The sequence below is a fragment of the Bacillota bacterium genome, from assembly GCA_030019365.1.
GTDB lineage: Bacteria > Bacillota > Sulfobacillia > JACIYH01 > JACIYH01 > JACIYH01.
Genome location: JASEFA010000006.1, coordinates 107,137 through 131,846, shown reverse-complemented (window position 1 = coordinate 131,846; position 24,710 = coordinate 107,137). Strand labels below are relative to the sequence as shown.

The 24,710-nt window shown below is 62.1% G+C and carries 18 protein-coding genes and 1 pseudogene; 17 read left to right on the top strand and 2 right to left on the bottom strand.

The window, feature by feature from the left end; genetic code table 11:
* Positions 1–990: 990 nt before the first annotated feature.
* The 12 genes from QME70_10075 (at position 991) to QME70_10020 (ending at position 16,881) form a co-directional block, all read left to right on the top strand.
* Positions 991–2,751 (top strand): sigma 54-interacting transcriptional regulator, encoded by a 1,761-nt coding sequence (locus QME70_10075; protein MDI6894933.1) that lies wholly within the window; start codon positions 991–993, stop codon positions 2,749–2,751.
* Between the two features lie 301 nt (positions 2,752–3,052).
* Entirely contained in the window at positions 3,053–4,186 is a 1,134-nt protein-coding gene (locus QME70_10070) for a saccharopine dehydrogenase NADP-binding domain-containing protein (GenBank protein MDI6894932.1), read from the top strand.
* A gap of 389 nt (positions 4,187–4,575) precedes the next feature.
* Positions 4,576–6,207 (top strand): sodium:solute symporter family protein, encoded by a 1,632-nt coding sequence (locus QME70_10065; GenBank protein ID MDI6894931.1) that lies wholly within the window; start codon positions 4,576–4,578, stop codon positions 6,205–6,207.
* A 138-nt stretch (positions 6,208–6,345) separates the two neighbouring features.
* Positions 6,346–8,241, top strand: coding sequence for an aldehyde ferredoxin oxidoreductase family protein (locus QME70_10060; GenBank protein ID MDI6894930.1), 1,896 nt, complete (start codon positions 6,346–6,348; stop codon positions 8,239–8,241).
* A 5-nt stretch (positions 8,242–8,246) separates the two neighbouring features.
* A complete protein-coding gene (locus tag QME70_10055) occupies positions 8,247–8,543 on the top strand; it encodes a MoaD family protein (GenBank protein MDI6894929.1) in 297 nt (98 codons plus the stop codon).
* Between the two features lie 526 nt (positions 8,544–9,069).
* Positions 9,070–9,390 (top strand): (2Fe-2S)-binding protein, encoded by a 321-nt coding sequence (locus QME70_10050; GenBank protein MDI6894928.1) that lies wholly within the window; start codon positions 9,070–9,072, stop codon positions 9,388–9,390.
* Positions 9,377–10,486 (top strand): NAD(P)/FAD-dependent oxidoreductase, encoded by a 1,110-nt coding sequence (locus QME70_10045; protein ID MDI6894927.1) that lies wholly within the window; start codon positions 9,377–9,379, stop codon positions 10,484–10,486. The genes QME70_10050 and QME70_10045 overlap by 14 nt, the downstream gene beginning before the upstream one ends.
* A complete protein-coding gene (locus tag QME70_10040) occupies positions 10,483–11,211 on the top strand; it encodes a (2Fe-2S)-binding protein (protein MDI6894926.1) in 729 nt (242 codons plus the stop codon). Before QME70_10045 ends, QME70_10040 begins: the two co-directional genes overlap by 4 nt.
* Entirely contained in the window at positions 11,208–12,431 is a 1,224-nt protein-coding gene (locus QME70_10035) for an FAD-binding oxidoreductase (GenBank protein MDI6894925.1), read from the top strand. The genes QME70_10040 and QME70_10035 overlap by 4 nt, the downstream gene beginning before the upstream one ends.
* A 140-nt stretch (positions 12,432–12,571) precedes the next feature.
* Positions 12,572–13,909, top strand: coding sequence for a 4-aminobutyrate--2-oxoglutarate transaminase (gene gabT / locus QME70_10030; protein MDI6894924.1), 1,338 nt, complete (start codon positions 12,572–12,574; stop codon positions 13,907–13,909).
* Positions 13,910–14,278: 369 nt separating this feature from the next.
* Entirely contained in the window at positions 14,279–15,787 is a 1,509-nt protein-coding gene (locus QME70_10025) for a CoA-acylating methylmalonate-semialdehyde dehydrogenase (GenBank protein ID MDI6894923.1), read from the top strand.
* A 533-nt stretch (positions 15,788–16,320) separates the two neighbouring features.
* Positions 16,321–16,881, top strand: a complete 561-nt coding sequence (locus QME70_10020) for an NAD(P)H-dependent oxidoreductase (protein MDI6894922.1) — start codon at positions 16,321–16,323, stop codon at positions 16,879–16,881.
* A 200-nt stretch (positions 16,882–17,081) separates the two neighbouring features.
* Here the strand turns inward: QME70_10020 and QME70_10015 are convergent, their stop codons facing one another.
* A complete protein-coding gene (locus tag QME70_10015; GenBank protein ID MDI6894921.1) occupies positions 17,082–17,357 on the bottom strand; it encodes a hypothetical protein in 276 nt (91 codons plus the stop codon).
* Positions 17,358–17,829: 472 nt separating this feature from the next.
* On the opposite strand from QME70_10015, the gene QME70_10010 reads away from it, so the two are divergent.
* The 4 genes and pseudogenes from QME70_10010 (at position 17,830) to QME70_09995 (ending at position 21,391) form a co-directional block, all read left to right on the top strand.
* Positions 17,830–18,033 (top strand): hypothetical protein, encoded by a 204-nt coding sequence (locus QME70_10010; protein MDI6894920.1) that lies wholly within the window; start codon positions 17,830–17,832, stop codon positions 18,031–18,033.
* 312 nt (positions 18,034–18,345) lie between these two features.
* A pseudogene (locus QME70_10005) lies at positions 18,346–18,876 on the top strand (ABC transporter ATP-binding protein).
* Between the two features lie 1,212 nt (positions 18,877–20,088).
* Positions 20,089–20,610, top strand: a complete 522-nt coding sequence (locus QME70_10000) for a TetR/AcrR family transcriptional regulator (GenBank protein MDI6894919.1) — start codon at positions 20,089–20,091, stop codon at positions 20,608–20,610.
* Entirely contained in the window at positions 20,564–21,391 is an 828-nt protein-coding gene (locus tag QME70_09995; GenBank protein MDI6894918.1) for an HAD hydrolase family protein, read from the top strand. Before QME70_10000 ends, QME70_09995 begins: the two co-directional genes overlap by 47 nt.
* A gap of 68 nt (positions 21,392–21,459) precedes the next feature.
* Here the strand turns inward: QME70_09995 and QME70_09990 are convergent, their stop codons facing one another.
* A complete protein-coding gene (locus QME70_09990; GenBank protein MDI6894917.1) occupies positions 21,460–22,272 on the bottom strand; it encodes a CPBP family intramembrane metalloprotease in 813 nt (270 codons plus the stop codon).
* A gap of 337 nt (positions 22,273–22,609) precedes the next feature.
* Between QME70_09990 and selB the strand changes: the two genes are divergently transcribed.
* Positions 22,610–24,682 carry a selenocysteine-specific translation elongation factor gene (selB, locus tag QME70_09985; protein ID MDI6894916.1) on the top strand — a complete coding sequence of 691 codons (2,073 nt, stop codon included), beginning with the start codon at positions 22,610–22,612 and terminating at the stop codon, positions 24,680–24,682.
* The last annotated feature ends 28 nt before the right edge of the window (positions 24,683–24,710 follow it).

Below are 24,710 nucleotides of genomic sequence, written 5' to 3'. Positions count from 1 at the left end.
AGATTATCCTTCACCGCCGAGCAGCACACCAGGTGGGTACAGTTTGACGCTTACCGATTTTCTGGAGAGGATGATCCCGGCGTGGGACCGCCCTGTGCGGGAGTATTCTGCGTCGGACCTGCCGACCATGCCGGCCTCTGCAGTGGTCAGGACATCGTACCCGCGATCGCGCAGTACTGCAGCCAGCAGTGGGCGGACATCTTCGTCGGGGTAAAGCCGGATGGCAGCCATCAGTTTCCTTCCTGCGAGTCAGAGGCTGAAGGCGCGCCGTATTTGCGCGCATTTCCTGGTCGATTTCTTCCTTGTGGTCGTAGTAGTACGAGAGGGCGTCATAGACCTGGGCCAGCGTCAGGCGGGGGAATTCGCGGACGAGTTCTTCGGGGGTCATTCCCTGCCGCAGGACGTAGAAGACCACCGAACTCCTCGGGTGAGGTGGTTTAGTTCGGAGTGCCATGCCCAAGCTGGTGAAAGCCGACGCGCTCGTGCTGGACGACTGGGGTGTCAGACCGCTGGGAGGTCCGGATTGCCTGGACATACTGAGGTGATCGGCGACCGTCCAGGGACGCGGTCAACGGTAGTGGTCAGCCAGAGTCCCATCGACCACTGGCGCGCCACCATCCCCGACCCCACCGTGACCGTGGCGATGCCACCCTCAGCTCGTTCACAACGCAGACACGATAAGGGGGGAATTATTGACCAGAAGCGTGAAGCACTATCAACTAGAAGCCGACGAAACGATTCGTGACCACCTACCAGCGTTGCCTGGGTCCGACTGGCGCCATCGCGGGGAACTCTGGTCGAGGTCAAGTGGAACGGTGGTCGGCACCAGATGAGATCGTAGTCGTCACATAGCACCCTGGTCGAATTCGGTGGAATGCGCAGGGAATATCAAACTTTTACAGACGGCGCGAAAAGGTGAGGAGCGGGCGAGGAAGAACCCTAATTGAGGACGCTGAGCTCAAAAGGCCAAGGGGTGATTTGCGGGATGGGGTGAGGGTTTGCTGGCGTTCAGAGGGCTTGGTCCGTCGGGACACAACTCTTGAGGCTGCGCTTGATTTGTTGGTGAAGACGCGCTTGCCAGGAGTAGTGGTGCTGGATGAATTCGATAAACCCATTGGTACTGCCACCGTCCATTCCTTGTTAGCTGCCGTCCACGCTGGGGTGTCGTTGGCTTGCTCGGTCGAGCAGTTGGCGCTGGATCCTGTAGAGACGGCGTCGTTGCGCGCGGGGCGCCTGGAGGTGCATGGTTGCGGCCCGCTGTGGGCGGTGGTTAGAGAAGGCGGAAGATGCCTTGGTGTAGTCACAATCGGCGATGCCCTCAACGCGGTGAGAGAGCAGTGCACTGAAGTCGAGGAACAGTTGAGAGCTATTCTGGACTCGGGCATGGGGTCTGTCTTCATTGCCGATGGCGAGGGAAGAACCGTCAGGGTGAGCCGCGCATTTTGTGACAGTTGCGGGGTGAACGAAAGCGAAGTTATCGGCAGGCACGTCAGGGAGTTGGAGGAGGAGAAGTTGTTCTATCCATCCGTTACTGTGAAGGTGTTAAAGAACCTCAAGAGAGAATCGGTCGTACAAGATACTCGGAGCGGAAAGAAGCACTTGGCGGTCGGTGTTCCGGTTTTTGGTCCGAATGGGGCGCTCAAGTGGGTGGTTACAGCTTCCCGCGATGTGACCGAGTTGGTCACCTTGCGTAAGGAATTGGAAGAGGCTAAAGCCCTTTTAAGCCGTTATGACGAAGAGCTTGCCCGGGTGCGGGCTGTCCAAAGCCGTGTCGATGGGGTTGTCGCGAGGAGTCGCGCCATGCAAGAACTGGTGGACCTGGCCCAGAGGCTTGCGCAGGTGGATTCGACCGTCTTGGTGCTAGGCGAGTCTGGCGTAGGGAAGGAAGTTTTCGCTAAGATGGTCCACAACTTCAGCGCGCGCAAGGGAAAGCCTTTCCTGGCCATAAACTGCGGGGCGATACCAGACCAACTGTTGGAGTCAGAACTCTTCGGTTACGAGCCGGGTGCATTTACCGGGGCGACCCGGAGCAAACCCGGGCTGTTCGAACTGGGAACTGGGGGCACAATTTTCCTAGATGAGGTGGCGGAATTGCCCATTCGGTTACAGGTGAAGCTCTTGCAGGTATTGCAAGACCGAAAGATCATGCGTCTGGGCGGCGGGCGGCCAATCCCGGTAGATGCCCGCATTATGGCAGCAACAAACCGGGATCTTGAGGCGATGGTGCGTAGTGGTCAGTTCCGGGAGGATCTGTTTTACCGCCTTAACGTGATTTTGGTGAGGATACCGCCGTTGCGGGAAAGACAGGAAGATATCCCTGATCTTGCCTGCCATTTTCTCGAGCGGTTCAACACGCGATACGGTAAGAACAAGCGGTTTGCGGAAGAGACAATCCAGGCGTCTTTGGACTACCACTGGCCGGGAAACGTCCGGGAACTCGAGAACGTAGTAGAAAGGCTGGCCGTGACTGTGTCCGGTGATGTTATTGGACCCGAAAGTCTGCCCCCACAGTTTCTCGGTACCCAGGCAGGTAGCCATAACGGCGGTACCGTTGTGGTCAAAGGATTGGTTCCCCTCCGTGAGGCAATTTCTTGCCTGGAACGCCAGCTCCTTGAGAAAGCTGTTGAGTGCACTCGCAGTACTTATGAAGCGGCGCGGTTGCTAGGCGTTGACCAGTCTACTGTTGTGCGGAAGTACCAAAAGTACTTCGGCCGAGCGGCGCCACAACTCCGAAGATCGAGACACAAATAACCAGCATGGTCTAACTGCGATGCACTGATGCATCGAGCTTGATGGGAAAGTGCATTGTCCATTCTTTCTTGCCGTGAACGGTAACAAGTAACTTAGCGCGTTCATCCTGCCCTCGGTGCCGATGGAGAGGTGCATTGGCTTCATATTGCCAACCTCTGTTTGGTTGCCGTGAGAATAGGTATACGGAAGGGCCTATCGTGCCGTGGTTAGGGTGGCGCGCCGGAGAGCCCTTGGCACGGTTTTTGCTGCCACGATAACTGGCGAGGGCTGGCAGTTGGATCAAGCTGGGAGGGAATGAGAGATGGTAATAGTTGTGGTTGGCGGGGCGGGCGCCATGGGTAAGGCGGCCGTGCGTGAATTGGTAGACCACCCCGAAGTCGAAAAGATAGTCATAGCTGATGTAAGGTTGGATGCGGCTCGGGCCCTCATCAACCAGATTGGGAGCGACAAACTAGTCGCCTGCAGAGTCGATGTCAATGATGCGCCGTCTCTTGAGGCCGCTCTTCGCGGAGCCACCGTGACAGTAAACTGCACCTGGTACGAGTTCAACGTCGGCGTGATGGAGGCGTGCCTGAGGGCAAACTGCCATTACGTTGATCTGGGTGGGCTTTATCATGTAACCAAGAAACAGTTGGCGCTCCATCAACAGTTCGAGGCAGCCGGTCTTTCTGCAGTGCTGGGCATGGGTGCAAGCCCGGGCATGACCAACGTCTGCGTGGGCATGGCGCTCAAGCGGATGGATCGGATTCGGGGGATCCACATCCGGACGGGTGCCCGGGGGGGAAAGGGGTTCGCGTACGCCGCCCGGACCATAATTGATGAGTTGACTCTCAAGCCTGTAATTATGCTGCGGGGGCGCCTGTGTGAAGTGGAACCATTTTCGGGTCGGGAGAGATATGTTCTTCCTGATCCGGTGGGGGAAGTTGAGGGTTTCTACGCCATCCATTCTGAACTGGCGACGCTCCCTAATATCCCGGGGATAACAGATGTTACGTTTCGCGTGGCGTTTTCTCCTCACCTCGTCGCCGTTGCTGATGTTTTGAGGGATCTGGGCCTGCTGAGTTCTGAGTCGGTTGAGATCAAAGGAGTGTGGGTAAGCCCGAAGGAGTTCCTGTACACTTATCTGAGCCGCCTCCCTGAGCCCACGGACCTTACGGAATACAAGGCCTTCCGGGTGGACGTTAGGGGGGAGGAGGGGGGCCGCGAGGTTCGACGGATTTACGAGATTGCGGTGCCATCGCGCCCCGAGTGGAATTTGCGCGCCACAGCGGTGTGGACGGGAGTCCCCGCCGCGCTTGGCGCAGTTTTTGTGGCACGAGGGGAGGTGCCGCCGGGCGTTCACGCGCCCGACAGGGCATTGGATTGCGATGATTTCAGCGCTGCCCTTGCCACTCGGGGACTTAGCATCCGAGAGAGTATTGCGGAGGTAAGATGACCGATGTACTGTGCCTGGTTGCTTCACTATGTCGAGGCCGGGAGTTAATCCTTCGCCACACTTGCCTGCCTGAAGAATGGCCTTCTGTGGCCCTTTCCAAGTCCGGATTCAGCTATTGGCGAAACTCAGGTTAATGGGAGGAGGTGGCATGCGCTTCGTACAGCTACATGGTGGGGAGGCTGGTAAAGTGTTTGTGATTCGAGCAGGCTTTCAATGCGAGGCGGCACACGGATTATGGAAAACTGAGGGAGGTGACGGGTGATGGTGCCTGAGGCTTTGTTCCCGATCTTTTACGGGGGTTTGGTCATTCTGGCATCGCTGGTCGGTTTGATTTCGTGCTCAAGGGCCCTAGCGAAAGGCCCTGGGGTCCACACCGGAGGTGATAGACGATGACTGGTCCTTGGAGCTTTGCGGTGGGGGTATTCGTCAGCTTCGCTCTATACGTGGCGGTGGGAAACTATGCCGGCGCGCGGGTGAAAACGCTCAGCGACTACTATGTTTCGGGTAGGGCTGCTCCTACCATCCTGGTGGTGGGTACGCTGGTTGCGTCCTACCTTAGCACAGTTTGCTTCATGGGCGAGGTTGGTTTTTCATACCAAGGGTACCTGCTTCCGCTGCTGACGTTAGCTATCATGTCCGGGGCAGGTTACCCCGTTGGTTCCATCTACTTTGGTCGCTACCTGCGGAGGTCGCAGGCCTTAACGGTGCCCGAGTATTTCGGCAAGCGCTTCAACTCCCCGTTGCTTCGGATAATAATGGGAACGATCACGGTGGTGGGTATCGGCTGTTACCTCGTTGCGGTCAATCAGGGCTTGGGGCTCCTCTTGAGTGAGCTTCTCGGCATACCGTATCGGTGGGCTCTCGTCATAGCATTCGTAGTTTATGGCTCATTTACGTTTTACGCTGGCTCTCGCGGTGTCATCATTACTGATACCATAATGTTCCTCGCATTCACGCTGGCGGCGTTGCTAGTGGTTCCGTTTATCCTGTCGGCGGCCGGTGGATGGCACAGCGCGGTGGAAAGCCTGTCTAGGCTACCTGCTCGCCCCGATATCCTCAAGTGGCATGGGTTAACTGGAGAAGGGGCAATTTGGGCTAACCCGTCCGACGCTTTGGTGTGGGCGTTCCTGATAGGAGTAATTTGGTTTCTAGTAGTGGGAACGAGCCCGTGGCAGGCTAGCCGTTACCAGATGGCAGCCAGTGAACATGTTGTCCTGCGCTCTGGGATCGTTGCTATGCTCGCGTTCAGCGTGATGTATCTTGTTCTGCAGTTCGGAGCTGCATCCGTAGCTGTCATTAACCCAAACGTCAAGCCTTTTGAAAGGGTTCTCATTTGGGCGAGCATGAACCCGAGCGTGGTACCAACCTGGCTGGGCGTGTTGACCATCTGTGCCATCTTCGCTGCGGGACTATCTTCCTGTTCCACCTTCCTCTCCCTGGTCGGTTTCTCACTGGCGTACGATATTCTGCCGTTCGTTCGTCGGGGGCAACCGGCAGAGGAGCGCTTCGTACTTCGTGTGTCGCGCATTTGCATGGGCGTTGTGGCGTTGATAGCTATGCTGCTGACCCTTTCCCCGCCCCCCGCTATCCTCTGGATCGCTTATTTTGCGGCAACCCTCTTCGCCGCATCTTGGGGACTCTTGGCCTTCGCGAGCGTCCACTGGCCGCGGGTGACCCGAGCGGGTGCTATCGCTTCCGTGCTTCTGGGGTCCTCAGGCGTGGTGGTGATGCAGGCCTTGAAATCTTTTGGTCGGTTAAGCCTTCCCATTTACCTCGACCCCACCCTCGTGGGCATTGTCCTGAGCGCGGTCGGAATGGTAGCGGGGTCTTTGCTGACCCGGCCTACACCTGAGGAGATGGACTACAGGCGAGGTCTCCTCGCTCCCGTTGAGTCGGTTTCGGCCAGCCAGTGGATTACCACACGGAATTATTATCTGGCCGGCGTTGCCGTGGGGATCGTGCTGGTAATCGGTTTGTACGTCTTTTACTACTTGCCGGCGGCCCTTGGTTTGGCGGGTTGAAGCGGTCGGGTCTGGGCGACTATCGGTGATGGATTGAGCCTACGGGATGAGCGGGGATCCGGCGGAAACCGGGCGGGTGGAAGGGTGAGCGACCGGATTTGTTGGATCCCCGCTCGATGGTCGAGGGAGGGTGGGAGCGTGTACGGCGGATTCGCCGGGAAAGTCTTGCATGTACACCTGGGTACTCAGGATGTACGGGCCGTTCCCTTGCGTGAAGAGCGTGCCCTCCTGTTGGGTGGTCGCGCTTTGGGAAGCCGCTTGCTTTACGAAGAAACTGTTCCCCAGGTCGATCCCCTTGGGGAGCAGAATCCGCTGATTTTCGTGACGGGTCCCGTCAACGGTACCCTGGTTCCGCTGGCCGCAAAATGCGTGCTCGTGACGAAATCTCCGGCTACAGGAGCTTACTGCGATTGCACGGTGGGGGGATTCCTAGCGTCTGCTATCAAGTACGCCGGTTACGATGCCGTAGTGATTAAGGATAAATGCCCTGAACCCTCTGTACTCGTGATCACCGATGATCGCGTGGAATTCATGCCCGCTCGTGACCTGTGGGGATTGGGGGCGTGGGAGGCAGAGAAGAAAATCAAGGAGCGTTTGGGCATCCGATACCAAGTGGCCGTTATCGGGCCAGCCGGAGAAAGGCTTTCGCCTCTCGCCAATATCAGCCATGACCTGTATCGGCAGGCCGGCCGAGGCGGACTCGGGGCAGTAATGGGCTCCAAGAACTTGAAAGCGGTGGCGGTCAGCGGCACCAAGCCCGTCCACGTGGCAAAGCCGGCTCGGTTCGAAGACGCCTGCGGGAAGCTATTCCAAAGGCTCAGGGATCTCCGGCTCGGGGGCGACGCGTGGACGGATTCGCTGGTCCGTTTCGGCACCACCATGTTTACCGACGTCCTAAACGAGCAGGGAATGCTGCCCACCCGCAATTTCTCGGATGGTCGTTTTGACAGCATTGATTGTATATCCGGTCAGGCCATGAGGGAGCGGATATTCGTCAGGAACCGTGGTTGCCAAGCGTGCACAGTGGCCTGCGGTAAGTTTGTCCGAGTCGAAAGCGGTCCGTACGCCGGGGCGGTGGTAGGGCCGGAATACGAGACTATCTTCGCTTTGGGGTCGAACTGTGGTGTATCCAGCATCGAGGCTATCGCCAGGGCTAACCAGTTGTGTGACGACCTCGGTCTGGACACCATCTCGACCGGTGTGACAATTGCCTTTGCCATGGAGTGCTACGAGCGCGGACTCGTGACCAAGGCTGACCTGGCAGGACTTGACCTGAGGTTCGGGGACGCGGAGGCCATGCTGGAAGCCATCCGCCTCATGGGCTTGCGCCAAGGCGTGGGTTATCTTCTGTCCCAGGGCGTGAAGCGACTTGCACAGGCGTGGGATATTCCCGAGGCGTACGCCTTCGCCATGCATGTGAAGGGTCTCGAAATGCCTGGCTACGAGCCTCGGGCAACAGCAGGTATGGCTCTGGCTTACGCGATCTCCGATCGAGGTGCCTGCCACCTCAGGGCGTGGACACCCAGACTGGAGGTTTACGGGGACTTGCCTCCACTCGCTACCGAGGGTAAGGCGGAGGCAGCCGCAGTTCTGGAACAACGCAAGCTCGTGATGGACTCCCTTGTCATTTGCGACATGATGGGCGTGGTCCCTGAGCACGCGGAGGCCGTTAGCGCGCTGACAGGCATGGTGGTGACGCCGGTGGTAAACGCGAGGTGGCCTTCGCTGATGGAAGAGTTCATCGTGAGAATAGGCAACCGCACCTCTCACGTGGCTAAGAAACACACCATGACCGCACGGGCATTTAACGTCCGCGAGGGCTTTACGCGCAAGGACGACACCTTGCCTGAGCGCGTCTTCTGCGATCCGCTGGAAAGTGGGCCAGCCGCCGGGCATAGGTTGTCGCAGAATGGATTCGAGCAGATGCTATCCGATTTCTACCGTCTCAGGGGTTGGGACGAAGAGGGACGACCGTTACGGGCACGGGCAGAGGAACTCGGATTGGCGGAACTGCTGGCAGATGTAGTGGTGTAGGGGCAGTGGAAGTAAGGGTCAAGTACTTTGCGGTTTTCCGGGACGCTTCGGGCAGGGACGGGGATATTCTTCGCCTGCCGGACGGAACCATGGTTTGGGATCTACTGGAACTCCTGGTGGGGCAGTATGCTGAGGGGTTTCGTGCTTTCCTGGGCGACCCGGCAGCCGGGAAACTCAAGGCGGGCGTGTTGGTCTTGGTGAATGGGAGGAACGTGACGACGCATGGAGGGCTTAGTAGGCGGCTGCAGCACGGTGATATTGTGTTGCTGCTGCCTGCTATTAAGGGCGGAGTCGGGTGGTGAGGAGGGAAGCCGAAAATGGCGTTGATACTGCGGGCGGACGCCCGGAAGTGCGTTGGCTGTCGTGCTTGCGAACTCGCTTGCGTGTTTCAGCACGAAAAGCGGTTCCGGCCCCTTAAGAGTCGGATCCGGGTCTTCAGCGGTTACCCGGAGCCAGGATTGGATGTGCCAGTCTTCTGCCAACATTGCGGCGATATGTACTGCGCTCGGGCTTGTCCCGCAGAATGTATATCGCGGCAGCCGGACACGGGTGCAGTGGTCATCGACGAGGATTGTGCGGGGTGTCAGGCCTGTGTTTCCGCCTGCCCTATAGGGGCCATAACTTGGGACTACGAGCGCAACATACCCGAGAAATGTGACCTTTGCGGTGGGTCACCGGCCTGTCTTGAATACTGCCTTCATGGGGCGCTGGTAACCTCTGAGGAAGCTGCAGGGGAAGGGGACCTTTTGCATGACTACGTGTGCGGGAACAGACAGGATTTCGCTGGCTTCCTAGCCCGGCTACATGGTGGACGGGGAGGTGAAGAGCGTGAGGATTCATGACCACCCTATACTGGGGCCGCTCCCTTCCGTGCGCGAAGTGAAGCTCCTATTCAATGGGCGTCCCATCATGGCAAGAGAAGGAGAGCCGATCGCTGCTGCCCTCGTGGCGGCGGGAGTGTGGGAGTCTCACTGCAGCCGGAAGGCAGGTGAACCCCGTGGTCCTTTTTGCATGATCGGCCGGTGCACCGATTGCGTGATGGTAGTGAACGGTATTCCCAACGTACGGACCTGTATCACGCCTGTGGAGGAAGGGATGGGGGTGGAGACCCAGGTCGGAAGGGGAGAAATGAAACATGCTGAAGGCTGAATTGGCAGTGGTAGGGGCGGGTCCCGCCGGGCTGGCATGTGCCATCGAGGCTGCACGAGCCGGAGTGCACACGGTCGTGGTAGACGAGAATGACCGGCCGGGGGGCCAGCTATTCAAGCAGATCCACAAGTTCTTCGGGTCGGCGGAACACTGGGCTGGTCGTCGAGGTTTCGAGATCGGCGAAGAATTGCTTGCCGAGGCTTCCCGCCTGGGAATTCGGGTTCTGCTGCGCCACGCCGCAGTCGGTTTGCGGCTGGGGGAAGAAGGAGGTTTCGAGCTCTGGGTGTGGGATCAGGCTCGAGGGCTCTTGGGAAGGCTTTCGGCAGATAGGGTGGCGATTGCCACCGGTGCCTCGGAGAACGCCCTCGCTTTTCCGGGTTGGACGCTTCCGGGGGTCATGGGCGCTGGCGCGGTCCAGACGTTGCTAAACGTCCATCGCGTATTGCCGGGAAGGCGGGTTCTCATGGTAGGGTCAGGCAATGTGGGCCTCATCGTGAGTTGCCAGTTGTTACAGGCGGGAGTGCGTGCGGTGACTGTAGTGGAATCGGCTGCGGCCGTTGGCGGCTACGAGGTTCATGCCGCGAAAATCCGCCGTTACGGCGTGCCTATCCTTCTTCGCACGACCGTGCGGCGAGCTTGGGGGGATGGTCGCACGAAGGGAGTCACTTTAGTAAGGTTGGACGACAATGGGTCCCCGATACCAGGGTCGGAAGAAGACCTCGCCGTGGATCTGGTTTGCGTGGCAACCGGGCTGAGTCCCTTGGCCGAATTGGCCTGGCTGGCCGGTTGCAAGTTCACTTACAGTCCCATCCTGGGGGGTTTTGTGCCGGTGCACGGCCCGGACATGCAAACGTCAGTCCGGGGAGTTTACGTGGCAGGAGATGCCTCCGGCGTAGAAGAAGCCAGCGTTGCTTTGGAGGAGGGACGTTTGGCCGGCGTTTCGGTGGCCATGTCGCTGGGCCGAACAGACCTCGAGCGTGGTCAGCGGGCGCAAGCGGAGATCGCGCGGCGATTGGAAGACCTCCGGCGGGGTCCTTTTGGGGAGAAACGTCAACATGCCAAGCAGTGGATCCATGATCAGGTGGTGGGAGCATGAAGACCGGGGGACCTGAACATGCAGTGGGGATACCAAAGTCGCAGCCGCACGCCGTGATCGAATGTCCGCAAGAAATACCCTGCGATCCGTGCGTGGAGGCTTGCCCTCATGGCGCCATAAGGAAAGAAGGCTCGATAGCGAGCATCCCCGTGCTGGATGAGGAACTTTGTCAGGGGTGCGGTGAGTGTATACCAGCCTGCCCGGGGCTGGCCATCTTCCTCGTCGACTCTTGCTATTCAGAGGATTGCGCCCTGGTGGGCCTGCCTCATGAAATGCTGCCCATGCCGGTGGCCGGTGAGCGCGTGCGCCTTTTGGATCGGTGCGGGCGGGAAGTGGGCGTAGGTACGGTAACGGAGGTCAGACTCCGCGGGGCGTATGACCGCACCGCCGTGGTGTATGTTGCGGTTCCGAGAGGCCTCGAGGATGTGGTGCGTGCAGTTGCCGTCTTGCCTCCGGACGATCACTACGTGTGTCGCTGCGAGGAGGTCACACGGCAGATGATAGAGAGGGCTGTAGAGGACGGAGCGACTACCGTTGATGCCGTCAAGCGGCTGACACGTGCTGGTATGGGCCTGTGTCAGGGCAGAACGTGCCGGCGCCTGGTATCGGCGATAATTGCGGAGAAGACCGGTAAGCCGTTGGAGGAAATTCTCCCGGCGACCACTCGCCCTCCCTTGCGGCCCTTACCGTTGGACGTTATTTGCCGGGGAGATGATGAGCTATGAAGAGGACGGCTAACGTGGTAATCATTGGTGGAGGAGTAGTCGGCTGCGCAATAGCCTATTCGCTTGCGAAGCGGATCAATGACGTGGTACTGGTCGAGAGAGAGGGAATTGCTTCTCAGGCGTCGGGGTCCAACTATGGCATGGTTTGGCAGCAGACCCGACTACCAGGTCTTGATTTGACCATGGCTCGGCGTTGCCTGGCGATGTATGATTACCTTCGTGAGGAGGTGTTCGATATTGACATCGAATACCAGAAACGAGGGGGCATGACGCTGGTCACAAGTGAGGCGTCGGCCCGCGTTATGGAGAAGGTGGTGCAGGAAAAGCAGCGGCTGGGAGTCCCTGTACGTTTCGTCTGGGCGGGGGATGTGAGGCACCTCGAACCCAATGTATCAGCGGAAGTGGTGGGGTCGACCTGGTGCGAAGAGGAAGCGCAACTTAACCCCATGCTGGTCAGCCTGGCGTTCGCAAGGGCAGCGAAGCGGCACGGGGCGGAAATCAACACTGAGACAGAGGTAGCGGGTATTCGCGTAGAGAGGGGACGCGTTCGCGGGGTGAAGACGACTCGCGGGGAGATCGAGACAGACGTGGTGGTCAACGCTGCCGGTTGCTGGGGGAGACAGGTTGCGCGTCTCGCGGGCGTGGACGTTCCGGTGTGGCCGCAGAGGCTGCAATCAATGGTGACAGAACCTATGCCCGATCTGGTTTACCGCGTGCTGCAGGGCGGCCGGGAAGTAACAGAGGAAGAGGCGGAACACCCGGAGAAGGTTCTAGCTTTTGCTGTGGAACTCAGAGGAACTCCCACAGAAGAAGCGCTTCCGCGCGAGAAACTCGAGGATTCCATATTCCCTTACATTAAACCTACTGTGTCTGGCAATATGGTGATCGGGACTACCAGCGAGTTCGTGGGTTACGATAAGACGACGTTGCCCAGGGCTCTTACTTTGATGGGGCAGAAGGCAGTGCGGTTGGTGCCGGCCCTCCGCCGGGCGAACATCATACGGAGTTGGAGCAATTTTGTGCCTTTCACGTTTGATTCTCTGCCTATCCTAGGAACGGTGCCGCAGGTAGAAGGACTGATCTTGGCCGTTGGACACGCTCATGCCATGTCACACGCTCCGGCCACAGGTGAGGCTCTGGCAGAACTGATTGTCAATGGTTCCCCAGACATGGATTTGAGCGAGGCGAGCATAGAGAGGTTCTCTTGCGGACGGGACTAGGAATAGCGGATAGTGGCCAGCGGAACGCAACTGTCAAGCTCACCGCGGCTCCGCAGGGCACACTTGTCCTAACGTGGGTGAGCGACCGGCAGGAGGTGTGAAGGGGTCTGCATACAAAGCGCATGCAAGGAGGATCCGTCATGGGACTCATCAGGTTGCGCACGGCTGTCCCGGGGCCGCGGGCGAAAGAGTTGCTTGGGCGGCGAGAATGCTTCGTGGCCCCAGGGGTTTCCGCGGCTACTCCCCTTTTTGTGGAGCGGGCGGCGGGTGCCGTGGTCGAGGACGTGGACGGCAACGTGCTCATCGATTTCGCGGGTGGTATCGGAGTGCTGAACGCCGGCCACTGCCCGCCGCCCGTAGTCGAAGCAGTGCGGGATCAGGTGGGCCGTTTCCTGCACACCTGCTTCATGGTGGTGGGATACGAGTCGTACGTCGACCTGGCGGAAGCCCTGGCCAAAGTGGCGCCCGGCCCGACGCCGAAGAAGGACATGTTCGTGAACAGCGGGGCCGAGGCGGTGGAGAACGGGGTGAAGATCGCCCGCAAGGCGACGGGACGGCAGGCGGTGGTGTGCTTCGACCATGCCTTCCACGGCCGCACCCTGCTCACCATGACCCTCACGGGCCACCTCATGCCCTACAAGGACGGCTTCGGCCCCTTTGCGCCCGAGGTGTACCGGTTCCCCTACGCTTACTGCTACCGCTGCGCCTATGGCAAGACCCATCCCGGCTGCGGGCTTTACTGCCTGGGTGCCTTCGAGGAGGGCCTGGAGGAGAAGGTGGGCGGGCGGAACGTGGCCGCCCTGGTGGTGGAGCCGGTGCAGGGGGAAGGCGGGTTCATCGTGCCCCCGCCCGGGTACCTGCGTGGTTTGAAGGAGATCTGTGAGAAGTACGGCATCCTGTTTGTGGCGGACGAGGTGCAGACGGGGTTCGGCCGCACCGGGAAGCTGTTCGCGGTGGAGCACGATGGTATCGAGCCCGATCTCTTGCTGGTGGCCAAGTCCATCGCCGCCGGGCTGCCCCTGGCGGGGGTGATCGGCAAGGCGGAGGTCATGGATGCGGTGCACAAGGGGGGCATCGGGGGCACCTACGGTGGCAACCCGCTTTCCTGTGCCGCGGCCCTGGAGGTGCTGAAGATCATCAATGATCCTGCCATCCTGGCGCGCGGTCGGCAGGTGGGTGAGCGGCTGGCCGAGTTCTGCCGCGACCTGCAGGCGCGCCACCCGCTCGTCGGTGACGTGCGCGCCCTGGGTGCCATGGTGGCCATGGAACTGGTGAAGGACCGCGAGACGAAGGAGCCGGCCACGGCGGAAACGGCTGCGATCATCCAGTACGCCTACGAACACGGGTTGATCCTGCTCAAGGCCGGCCGCTACGGCAACGTGCTGCGCTTCCTGCCCCCGCTGGTGATCACCGACGAGCAGCTTGAGGAGGGCCTATCCGTCCTGCGTGAGGCGGTTGCTCGGGTGACAGGACGGTAGGGTGTTCCAGGGGCCAGGGATGCATACGCGGCGTGGGTGCTACCTCAGGTGCACGGAGGCAGAGACAGTGGGAGGTCACGGCTGCGGCTGCCGTAGAGTTCGAACGTGGAGGCCTGCTGCTGGCTTTGCGGGCAGGTTGGTCGCCTGTTCAAGCGCTCAACGCCCTGGGCTTCGGCCGGCGTGAGGGCGCTGGTGGGAGGCCCTGCTGGACGCGTTCGGGCGGCGGGGGGTTGTGTCCACGCCGAGGACGAGGATGGTGTGGTGAGCACCATGCCGGTGCGAGCAGCACCGGTGCGCCGGCCAATTGGCGCTCTGCAGGGTGCTGTGAAGCGTCAGCCGGGCACAGCGTGACACGGGGGAGGGAATAGAGTGGGTAGTTGTCGGATCGCGGTCGAGGCGGGCGCGGAGCGGCTGCGCAACTACGTGGGGGGCAAGTGGGTGGAGTCCCGTTCCTCGGTGTGGGAAGAGGTGAGGAACCCGGCTACGGACGAGGTGCTTGCCCTGGTCCCCTTTTCCACCAAAGAAGAGGTGGATGAGTGCGTGGCGTCGGCCAAGAGGGCGTTTCCCGAGTGGCGGGCGACTCCTGCGGTGGAGAGGTGTCGTTACCTCTTCCGCCTTAAGCACCTCCTGGAGGAGAAGCAGGCGGAACTGGCCCGGGTGATTACCCTGGAGCACGGCAAGGAGTACCGGGCGGCCTACGGGGAGATGCGGCGGCTGATTGAGATGGTGGAGGTGGCCTGCGGTATTCCCACGTTGATGATGGGTGATTATTCGGAGCAGATCGCACCGCGGATAGAGGAATACAGCATCCGGGTGCCGCTTGGTGTTTTTGCGATGATCCCTCCCTTTAATTTCCCGGGCATGGTGCCGTTCTGGTTCATGCCCTGGGCGGTGGCGTTGGGGGACACCTACATCATCAAACCGAACCGGCAGTGCCCCATAACCCAGCAGCGGTTGTTTGAGCTGATAGAGGAGGTGGGGTTCCCGCCCGGGGTCGTGAACTTGGTCAACGGAGGTAGGGAGGTAAACTCTTGCCTTATTGAGCACCCCGATGTGAAGGGAGTTTCGTTCGTCGGATCCACGGAGGGGGCAAAGGCGATTTACCGCATGTGTGCCGAGCACGGCAAGCGGTGCCAGGCGCAGGGGGGTGCCAACAACTTCCTGGTGGTGATGCCCGATGCCGACCTGGACACCATCATCCCGAACATCATGGAGTCGTGCTTCGGCAACAGCGGGCAGAGGTGCCTGAGTGGCGGGGTAGTGGTGGGAGTGGGCCCTGTATACGAACGGTTGAAAGAGAAGTTCCTGGAGGCGGCCAGTAATCTGAAGGTGGGGTGCGGTCTCGACGAAGACACCGACCTCGCGCCGGTCGTGTCCCGGGAGGCCTTGCACAAGTTGCATGAGGCCATAGACCGGGGCATCCGAGAGGGGGCGAAACTGCTGCTTGACGGTCGGGGTGTTAAGGTACCCGGCTACCCCAACGGCTACTTCCTGGGTCCCACGGTATTTGAGGCCGAGCCTGGTATGCACGTGTTCGATGAGGAGATATTTGGCCCTGTACGTTGCCTGAAGCGGGTGGAGACGCTGGACGAGGCGATTGAGCTGATTAACTCGAGCCGCTATGGCAACGCGGCCACCATCTACACCCAGAGTGGGGCCTGGGCCCGGGAGTTTCGCTTCCGGGTGGAGTGCGGGAACGTGGGGGTCAACGTGGGTGTGGTGGCACCCATGGCGTTTTATCCCTTTGCCGGGATGAAGGATTCGTTCTTCGGGGACCTGCACGGACAGGGCAAAGACGTCCTGGACTTCTTTGCGGATCGCAAGGTGGTCATCGAGCGGTGGTTCCCAGAGAGGGAAGTGCGGGAGCGATGGTTCTAGAGCGAGGCGTACGTTCGATCCGGTTAGGGGAGCGTTCAATATCTGTGCAGGCTGCATAACTTGGGAGAGTTTACGCTTGAATGTGAGAGGCTTGGTGCCAAGTTCTTAATCACCAGCCGTGTCATTTGCGAAATCAAGGTTTAGATTATCAGCCGACACAGCTTTTGGGTTGAGTGCCAGGGTTATCGGTTAACCTGATAGACGGGGATGTTGCGGGATGTCCGGAACCTTTGGGATGAAGAAGCGATACTATCATTGTCCTATGAACACAGGGAAGCTCGTATTTGATGCCATTCGCGATGCAGAAAGTTCGCTTGTGGCGACGGAGCGCGGTATGTGCAAACTTCAAATAGTACAAGGGACCGGCGTGAAGACAGTGCGCCCCGTTGTGTTGCTTGCAAAATTATTGCGGCCGCAATGAAAAGTCCGGGCCTTTTCGGGGACACGGTAGTACACCAGCACCAGCACCGGGTCGAACAGGCGCAGGACGGGCGCGCGGTGGAGGTGTATCAGTTTCGGGGGGAGGGGAAAAGATGCGGCATGTGTACGTCCTCGGGGTGATGGGCTCGCCCCGTAAAGGCGGCAACAGTGACCTGCTTCTTAGCCGGGCTCTGGAAGGTGCCGCGGGGCAGGGTGCGCGCACGGAGAAGGTCTGCCTGGCCGACATGGACCTCCGTCCCTGCCTTGCATGCGAGGGCTGCCGGGCCGGGGGCAACTGTGTCCAGAAGGACGACATGCAGGAGCTTTATCCCAGGCTGCAGGCGGCCGCCGGCCTGGTCATTGCAACGCCGGTCTACTGGTGGGGTCCTTCTGCGCAGACAAAGGTGTTCCTTGACAGGTGGTATGCCCTCATTCCGGTGAGGGAGGCCATGGAGGGCAAGCGTGTGGCTGTGCTGTGCGCCCACGCAGACGACGACCCCGGGACGGCGCGCCATCTTCTGGGCATGTTCGAAGAGTCGTTCCGCTTCCTGAAGATGCGGCTGGTGGGGACCCTGGCGGTGGCTGCCGACAAGCGCGGCGGGGTGGCCGCGAACCGCGGCGCCCTGGCGCGCGCGGAAGAGCTCGGCCGGCTGGCGGCTTGCGCCTGTGCATAAGGCTTTTGATGTATGGGGGGGGCCCGTTTGCCTTGAGCCGAAAGCTTCAACGACCGGAAGAGCCCCTACCGCGTACACCATCCTGCTTCTGCGACACTTCCAGCAATAGCCAGGCACTCCCTGGGGCGGAGTCGTCTGTCTCGTTAACTATGCCTATGACTATTCGCGGCACGAATTTCAGCCCCAAACCAACATGACGCTCAAGCTGACGGTGCCTGCTGGTGCGGATGTTTCGGATTACGGCTAAGCTCGCGAAGCAAGCTCGTCGACCTTGACGCCGCGGCCGACCAGGTAGTTCTTAATGGCGTCCGGGTCGGGGAAGTGTTTCTTCGCCATTCCAGGTGCTCCTTCACGAGGGTGGGGCTGGTGCCGGTGATGCGGTGCATGGCCTTTTCGGGGACGCGGTAGTACACCAGCATCAGCACCCGGTCGAACAGGCGCAGGTAGGCGTCCACTGGGGAGGTGTCAGAGGTCAAGAAATTCACCCGGGGGTGCATCAAATAATTCACCCACCCCGGGACATGTGGCCTACCCTATTTGTACGACGGTGGCCACCCCCCCGGTGCAGTTGGTCCTCCATCTCCATCTGCTGATCGCAGGGAAGTGGGTTCGGGTGGCGAGGGGGTGTGGGTGGTGATGGCGAAGATAGCCAGTATGGCTCCGAACCCAGCTCCTCCACCTTGACCCGCGCTGGCCGAGGTAGGAGGCCATGGCCTCGCGCGTGGGCAGTGCTTCTCGATTAGTTCGAGGTGCTCCTTGAGCAGGCCCGGGCTGTGGTGATGCGTGGCATGGCGGACAAGCTCCTTCGCATAACCACTGCGTGGAATACGCAATAGGCGAAGAAAATCGGTCTTCCGCGGCCGGTTTTCGGGCAGGAAGCGGCCTGCTATCGGGCGAAAACCACTTCGCATAACATGAGCACCCCTTGCAAGGCGGGCGTACATACCCGTGACCGAGGAACTCTTTCGCCGCGCCCTGGCTTCCGTCCCGGCCATCCGCCGGGGCCTCGAGGCCCTGGAGAGTGCCACCCGGTTGGATGACCCGGGCGCCCTGGCGAAGGCGGCCAGCCTGCTCCAGGAGGCGGCCGGGGCTGCGGAGGACGGGCTGATGCCCTCGAGTTGCCGGTGGAGTACGCTAGGGCCAGAGAGGTAGAGTGGCAGGGATAACCACTCCAAGCCCGAGTCAAGCTCCCACCCTGACCCCGCGCTGGCCGAGGTTAGGAGGTGATTGCCTCTCGCGTGGGCAGGTGCTTGCTTGACGATGAGTTCCGGGTTCCTTGAGCAGGCCGAGGCTGTGGCCGGTGATCCCGGGCATGGGCTGAGGCGGCACCACGGAGTGGCGGAACACGGCTGTTGCCCTAGGTCAACACAGGGAAATAGCTACATTGCTCAGAACTTTCGGCTAGCTCACCTGGGGCGAATCGTCACTTGTTTCTCTAACACCAGGGCCAAGATTGCGGATTGTATCCCCGGCTGCAACGGCGCCGGCAAGACCACGACCATCCGCCTCCTCCTGAACTTCATTTTCCCCACCAGGGGAAGGGCCCGGATCTTCGGAATGGACTGCGTGGAGAAGAGCAGGGAAATCAAGCGACAGGTCGGGTACCTGCCCGGCGAGGTCGGCTATTACGGCGACATGCGTGTGAAGGATCTCCTCGCGTACTCGGAGAGGTTCTACGGGAAGGACTGTTCCGGGAGAGGCCGGGAACTGGCGGAAGCGCTGGATTTGGACCTGGAGGCCCGCATCGAGAACCTTTCCCTCGGTAACAAGAAGAAGGTGGGCATCGCGCAGGCACTCCTCCATTCGCCCCGGCTTCTCATCCTGGACGAACCCACGGGCGGCCTGGACCCGCTCATCCAGAAGCGCTTCTTCGACCTGCTCGGGGCGGAGAACAGGCGCGGCGTGACCATCTTCTTCTCATCTCACGTCCTCAGTGAGGTGCAGAAGTTCTGCCACCGGGTCGGGATCATCAAAGAAGGGCGCATCCTGCGGGTGGGCGACATCGAAAGGTTGCGAGGGCAGCAGTTGAGCTCCTCACCTTCGGCAACCTGGGATTCCTCGGTTCGGTGTTCGTGACCAGGAACCGGACGGTTTACTCGGGAGCGCACGGGTTCGTGCTGGTCATGTACGCGTTGCAGATAGGGGCGGACATCAGCGACAGGCTCAGGTTCCTCAAGTATGTGACCCCGATGAAGTGGGCGAGCGCCGCGTGGGATCGGCGGGGCGTACCTGGCCATCATGCTGGCAGTCAACGCTGCCGCGCTGGCCGCGACCTGCGCTGCGTACGGGCGGAAGGACATCCTGCTGTAGGTGCCGGACCCCGCCCGGCCCGGTCCCCGGGCGGCCACGCCCCCAGGCGATAAGGGGTGATCCTTTGGACGAACCGGGCAGGCTTCCAGCGGACAGGCGAGAGAAACTTGGAGGCATCTGTCAGGGAGTTCGCGGAAAAGGGGGTTGTCAGCAGCAGGCGAGATACCCAGCAAGCTATGCCGTTTCCCAGCAATACTTGCAGCCGACGGATGGAAGAGTGAGTCAAAGTACCGGTCACCGACCATTTCGAGCGGCAGGGAGCCATCCCTGGGGTGCTGGGCCTCAGCCCGTTGGGCAGGCAGGAGTTTGATGAACGGAGAGACCCGGCGGTGTGCGGTGAATCGCGGAGCGGGAATCCGTGTCATCGCAGAGAAATTGAAAGTTGCCAGGATAGGCATGCATGTTGTGATTAGCTGAGGGGCCTGCAAAATAATCTGTCAGGCCTCTCGTTTTGGAAGGAAGCCTGTGTGCGCCTATCTAATCATTACACACAGGATATGGTGGAGGTGGCCGCTAGTGGAGGAACTGAGCCGGGTGCGGCAGGTGATTGACCGGCGCTCCGGGTACGGGCTATCGGCCCATGCAGCGGCGGGGCGCGGTGGCGATAGCGCGGCGGGGCTTGCGGTTTGGGGAGCGGCTCCGGTCCAGGTCCGCCCTCGTGCTACCTGTAAGGAATCGCACGAGGCACGTCTGGTCAGACTGGAGGCGTTTATCCCAGGGGCTGCGTGCCCGAGGGGCACGTGGTCGGCGTCTCTCCGAGGGAGGCCGGGGCAGGGGGCTACCCCTATCCCGGGTGGCACGGGCGGCCATGCCGCACGGCCCGCCTGGTGATGGTCTATCCCCGGTCCCGGGGTGGGAATCCCCGGCGCAAATCGTCGGGAAAGCTGTTCGCCCGGCGTGCCTAACGATATTGCCAGGAAACTGCAGGTATCATTGAGTTTTCAGGAACGGTATGCCAGGGCTTCGACCAACACCATCGTGAGGGAGGCCGGCATCTCGAAGGGACTGCTTTTCCGCCATTTCGGGAGCAAGAAAGACCTGCACCTGGCCGCCCTGGACCATTGTCTCGAGGTCCAGGTGGGCTACTTCAAAGAACCAAGGCTGCCCTACCCGCCTTACATCATCGAGCGGGTCATCGAGGGGGGCCCCTCGGGCAGGGCGCCGCGCGCAACTTCATTCACGCGGGGCTGTTCGTGTGGGGCTTCTGCGCGCGCGGTCTGTCAGGGCGCGCGGTCTGTCATGTTGACAAGGAGCCACTGGTGGAGCATGATGGGTGCTGTGCACCGGCCTTTCCTGCTTTCCCGGGCGGGTACGGTGCGCTGCCACGGGGCGCGAGAGGGCCTTGGAGGCTGGTGCGGGGGGGGCAACGTGAGTGAGGGGGGCTACGTTGATACGGCTACTTGCTTTGGACCTGGATGACACCCTCCTGGGAGCGGATGGGTCGATCAGCGCTGAGAACCTGGCCGCCCTTGAGGAGGCGCGGAAGCGGGGGATCGGGATCACCATCGTCACGGGCCGGAGATGGCTCTCGGCGCGGGATTACGTGGCCCACGTCAAGCCCACCTACCCGGTGATCTGTTACTGCGGAGCGAAGGTGGTCGATCCCGCTGACGAACGGGTGCAGGAGATGCACGTGTTGCCCCCGGATCTGGTGAACGACCTGCTGGAGTTCCTGGCGGATGGCCCGGCTCTCTATGGACTGTATGTGGACGACGAGATATACACGCGGGTGTGGCTCAGACTCCCCGGTCGCACCCCCGACGGTCCCCCGCCGGGGGTGCGTGTGGTCCCCTCCGTTCCCGCTGCGTACCGGAAGCTGCGGCGGGACGGGCCGGTGCCGGTCCCCCAGTTTGACATCTTCGGCGAGGAGGCCGTGGCTGCCGTCCTGGAGGCATTCCCGGGGCGCGATGCTCGCTTCGTACCCCTGCGTTCGGGGGATCTCTGTTATCTCAAGGTGCTCCCGCGACCGGCGGAAAAGGGAGAGGCCCTGGCCCGCCTGTGCGCGCGGGCCGGCATCTCCCCGGAGGAAGTGGTGGCCATGGGGGATAGTCCCCTGGACGAAGGGATGCTCCGGTGGGCGGGTACGGGGGTGGCCATGCCCTGGGCGAGCGAGCAGGTCAAGGCGGCCGCCGACCTGGTCATGGACCCGGGCCAGCCTCACCCGGTGGCCGCCGCCATCAGAGCCCTGCTTTCCAGCTGACTCGGCCAGCTAGCCGTGGCAGCCCCCGACGGCACCCCGGGCGGTGCCCGCGGCCGGACGTCAGCCTTTCAACTCCACCAGAAGATGAAGGTGTCTATGATGGCGTGGACGGCGACGGCCAGGGCCAGGCCCCTGGTGCTGTGCGCGCTCCTGCCCAGGAACCATCCCAGCCCGGCCATGACCAGTGCTCCGGCCGGTCCGCTCGGCCGCGAGCTTGGTCCCAGGTGGATGAGGCCGTAAAGGAGGGCCTGGGACAGCAGGCCCCAGGTCGGCCCCAGGAAATCGACCAGTTGCACCAGGGCGAGACGCCGGAAGAGATACTCTTCCGCCAGGCCGTTGGATATCCCGAAGAAAACGCAGATGCCGGCAGCATACGGCCAGTACGTGGGAAGGTTGGTCACCAGGGGAGCGGGGGGGCGGTAGAGATAGCGGTAGAAGATGAGGACTGCCGCCGCCACGGCCATCCCCCGGACCCACCAGCCCGCAGTGACACGGCCCCAGGGTGCGCCCAGGTCGCGCATCCTCCAGCCGGCGATGAGGGCCACGAGCACGGCCGTCATGATCCAGACGACCTTGAATGCGGCGTTCGCCACTTCCGGGCGGGCGTTGGCGACGGAGGCGGGGAGCGCGGCGGGCGTGACCAGACCGGCCAGATAGAGGCCGAGGCACACCCCCAGCAGTGCGGTGGCGACCCCGCGGAATGCTCGGACCTGGGGAAGAAGGGTGGCGAGGCTGGCAAGGAGGAGGGCGCCGGAAAGGTACAGCAGGGTGGAGCCCCGGGCCAGGCCCATGGCGTAGCCCACCAGGCCCACGGTGGCCACGGTGAATGCGTAGTCTGCGGGACCGGCACTCCGGTCTCTCTTCCGTGTGCGTGCAGGCAAGGTGCCGTCGCTCCCTTCCGCCGGAGTAAGGAAACTCCCACCCGGGTTAGATTCGCCGGTTCCCGGCGCCGGTCCTGCGCGGACGCGGCGCCGCTCTGTTCCCGCCGGGCACCTGCCATGCGGTGATGCGGCACCTGCGGGCATGGTACGCCCCGCCCCGGGCAGGGGTGCGGTATGGGTGCAGCGAAGCTTTCGGGGCGGAGTTCCGCGCGAGATTACAGCGGCGACCGGGGAGGGATCGCAGCATGGTGTGGTGGTAGCTCTTCATGGCATTAGCGCGGGTGGGTATTCTGGGATAAGGAGGTCCCGCCTCCATATAGGCGGGGGGTGGGTGCGGGTGCCAGCAAGCGGACGGGCCATAATAGGGACAGCAGGACACGTGGACCACGGCAAGACGGCCCTCATCCGGGCCCTTACGGGAGTGGACACCGACCGTCTGCCGGAGGAAAGGGCGCGGGGGATATCCATCGAGCTGGGATTTGCCCCCCTGCGCCTGCCGTCGGGAAGACGGGCCGGGGTGGTGGACGTGCCCGGGCACGAGCGCTTCGTGCATCACATGGTAGCCGGCGCCGCGGGTATGGACCTGGTGATCCTGGTGGTGGCGGCGGACGAGGGCGTCATGCCCCAGACCCGGGAGCACGTGGAGATTCTCTCCCTGCTGGGAGTGCGGCACGGGCTGGTGGCCCTCACCAAGGTGGACCTGGTGGACCCCGAATGGCTCCAGATGGCGGAAGAGGACGTCCGCAATTACCTGGCGGGAACGTTCCTGGCGGATTCCCCCGTGGTCCCCGTCTCCAGTGTGACGGGGCAGGGGCTGGATACGCTGCTCGGAGAGCTCGATCGGTTGCTGGGCCGGGTGCCCGGTCGTGACTCCCGCGGCCCGGTGCGCCTGCCGGTTGATCGCGTTTTCACTGTCCCCGGATTCGGCACCGTGGTGACGGGGACCCTGGTGAGCGGTACGGTACGGATCGGGGATGCAGTGGAGGTGCTGCCGGGAGGCAGGGAGGCGCGGGTGCGCCAGGTCCAGGTCCATGGGGAACGGGTCGAGGAAGGGACGGCCGGGCAGCGGGTGGCGCTCAACCTGGCCGGCCTTGAGCACCGGCAGGTGGAGCGGGGGCACGTGGTGTGCGCCCCCGGCGTCTTTTCTTCCACGGCCCGACTGGCGGCGCGGCTGGAACTGCTGAATGGTGCGTCTTCACTGCGGTCGGGGACCCGGGTGCACTTCCACCTGGGCACGGCAGAAGCACCGGCCCGGGTGGTACTGCTCGACCGGGAGGAACTGGCGCCGGGGACCAGCTGCCTGGCCCGGTTCCGCCTGGAGGAAGAGATGGCGGCGGCGCGTGGAGACCGTTTCGTCATCCGTTTCTGGTCTCCGCCCCGCACCGTGGGCGGGGGGACCGTCCTGGCCCCCCATTCCCGGCACCGGCGCTATGTGGCATCCCACCTGGAATCCCTGCGCGAACTCGAGGGAGGGGGGATTTCGGGAGAGCTGGTGGCTCTCCTCGAAGAAGGTGATCCCCTGCACGCTGCGGAGGACCTGGTGAGCAGGCTGGGTCTGGCCCCGGCCGACGCTTCCGCCACGCTGAAGGAAATGCTGGTCGGGGGCCGGGTCGAGAGGATATCGGGGCCGGAGGAGGGGGGCGCCGGGGAGTGGTGGGCTTCCGCGGCGCGCATGTCAGCCCTGCGGCGGCGGGCGGCCGAGTTGCTGGCCGGCTACCATGCCCGGTATCCCGCCCGCGCAGGCATGCCGCGGGGGGAGTTGCGCCAGAGATTGGGAGTCGGAGACGCCCGCGCCTTTTCCGCGCTTCTCCTCCGGTGGGAGAGGGAAGGGATGGTACGCGCGGCGGGAGACCGGGTCTGCGCTTTCGATTTCCGCCCTGCCACCACGGGTGTCCTGGCGCACGCCCGGCGCCTGGTGCTGGAGAAGCTGGCCGGAGGGCGGTTCTCGCCGCCCACTGCCGGTGAACTGGTGGAGGAGGTCGCCAGGACGGGTGTGGAAAGGGAGCACGCCGCCGACCTGCTGGAGACGCTGGCCCAGGAAGGGGAGGTCGTGCGCATCGGCGGGGAGCTTTACCTGGCGTCTTCCGCCTACCGGGAGCTGCAGGACGCGGTCACCGGGTTCCTGCGCGAGCACGGCGCCATGACGGCAGCCCAGTTTCGCGATTTGCTGGGGACCACCCGCAAGTATGCCATCCCCCTGCTGGAGCACCTGGATTCGGTCCGGATCACCCGACGGTCCGGCGACCTCCGGGTGCTGCACGGCGGTGCGGGTTCCGCAGCCCGGACGCAGGGTCCGGCACGGCATCTACCCGCGGACCTGCCAGGGGAGCCGGCAGGCGATCTGCCGGGGGATGCGGCAGGAGAGGAAGCCGGCGAGACCGGCAGCGGACAGCAGAGGAAAGGGGGCTGAGGGCCCTTTGTCGGCTGAGGAGCCCCTG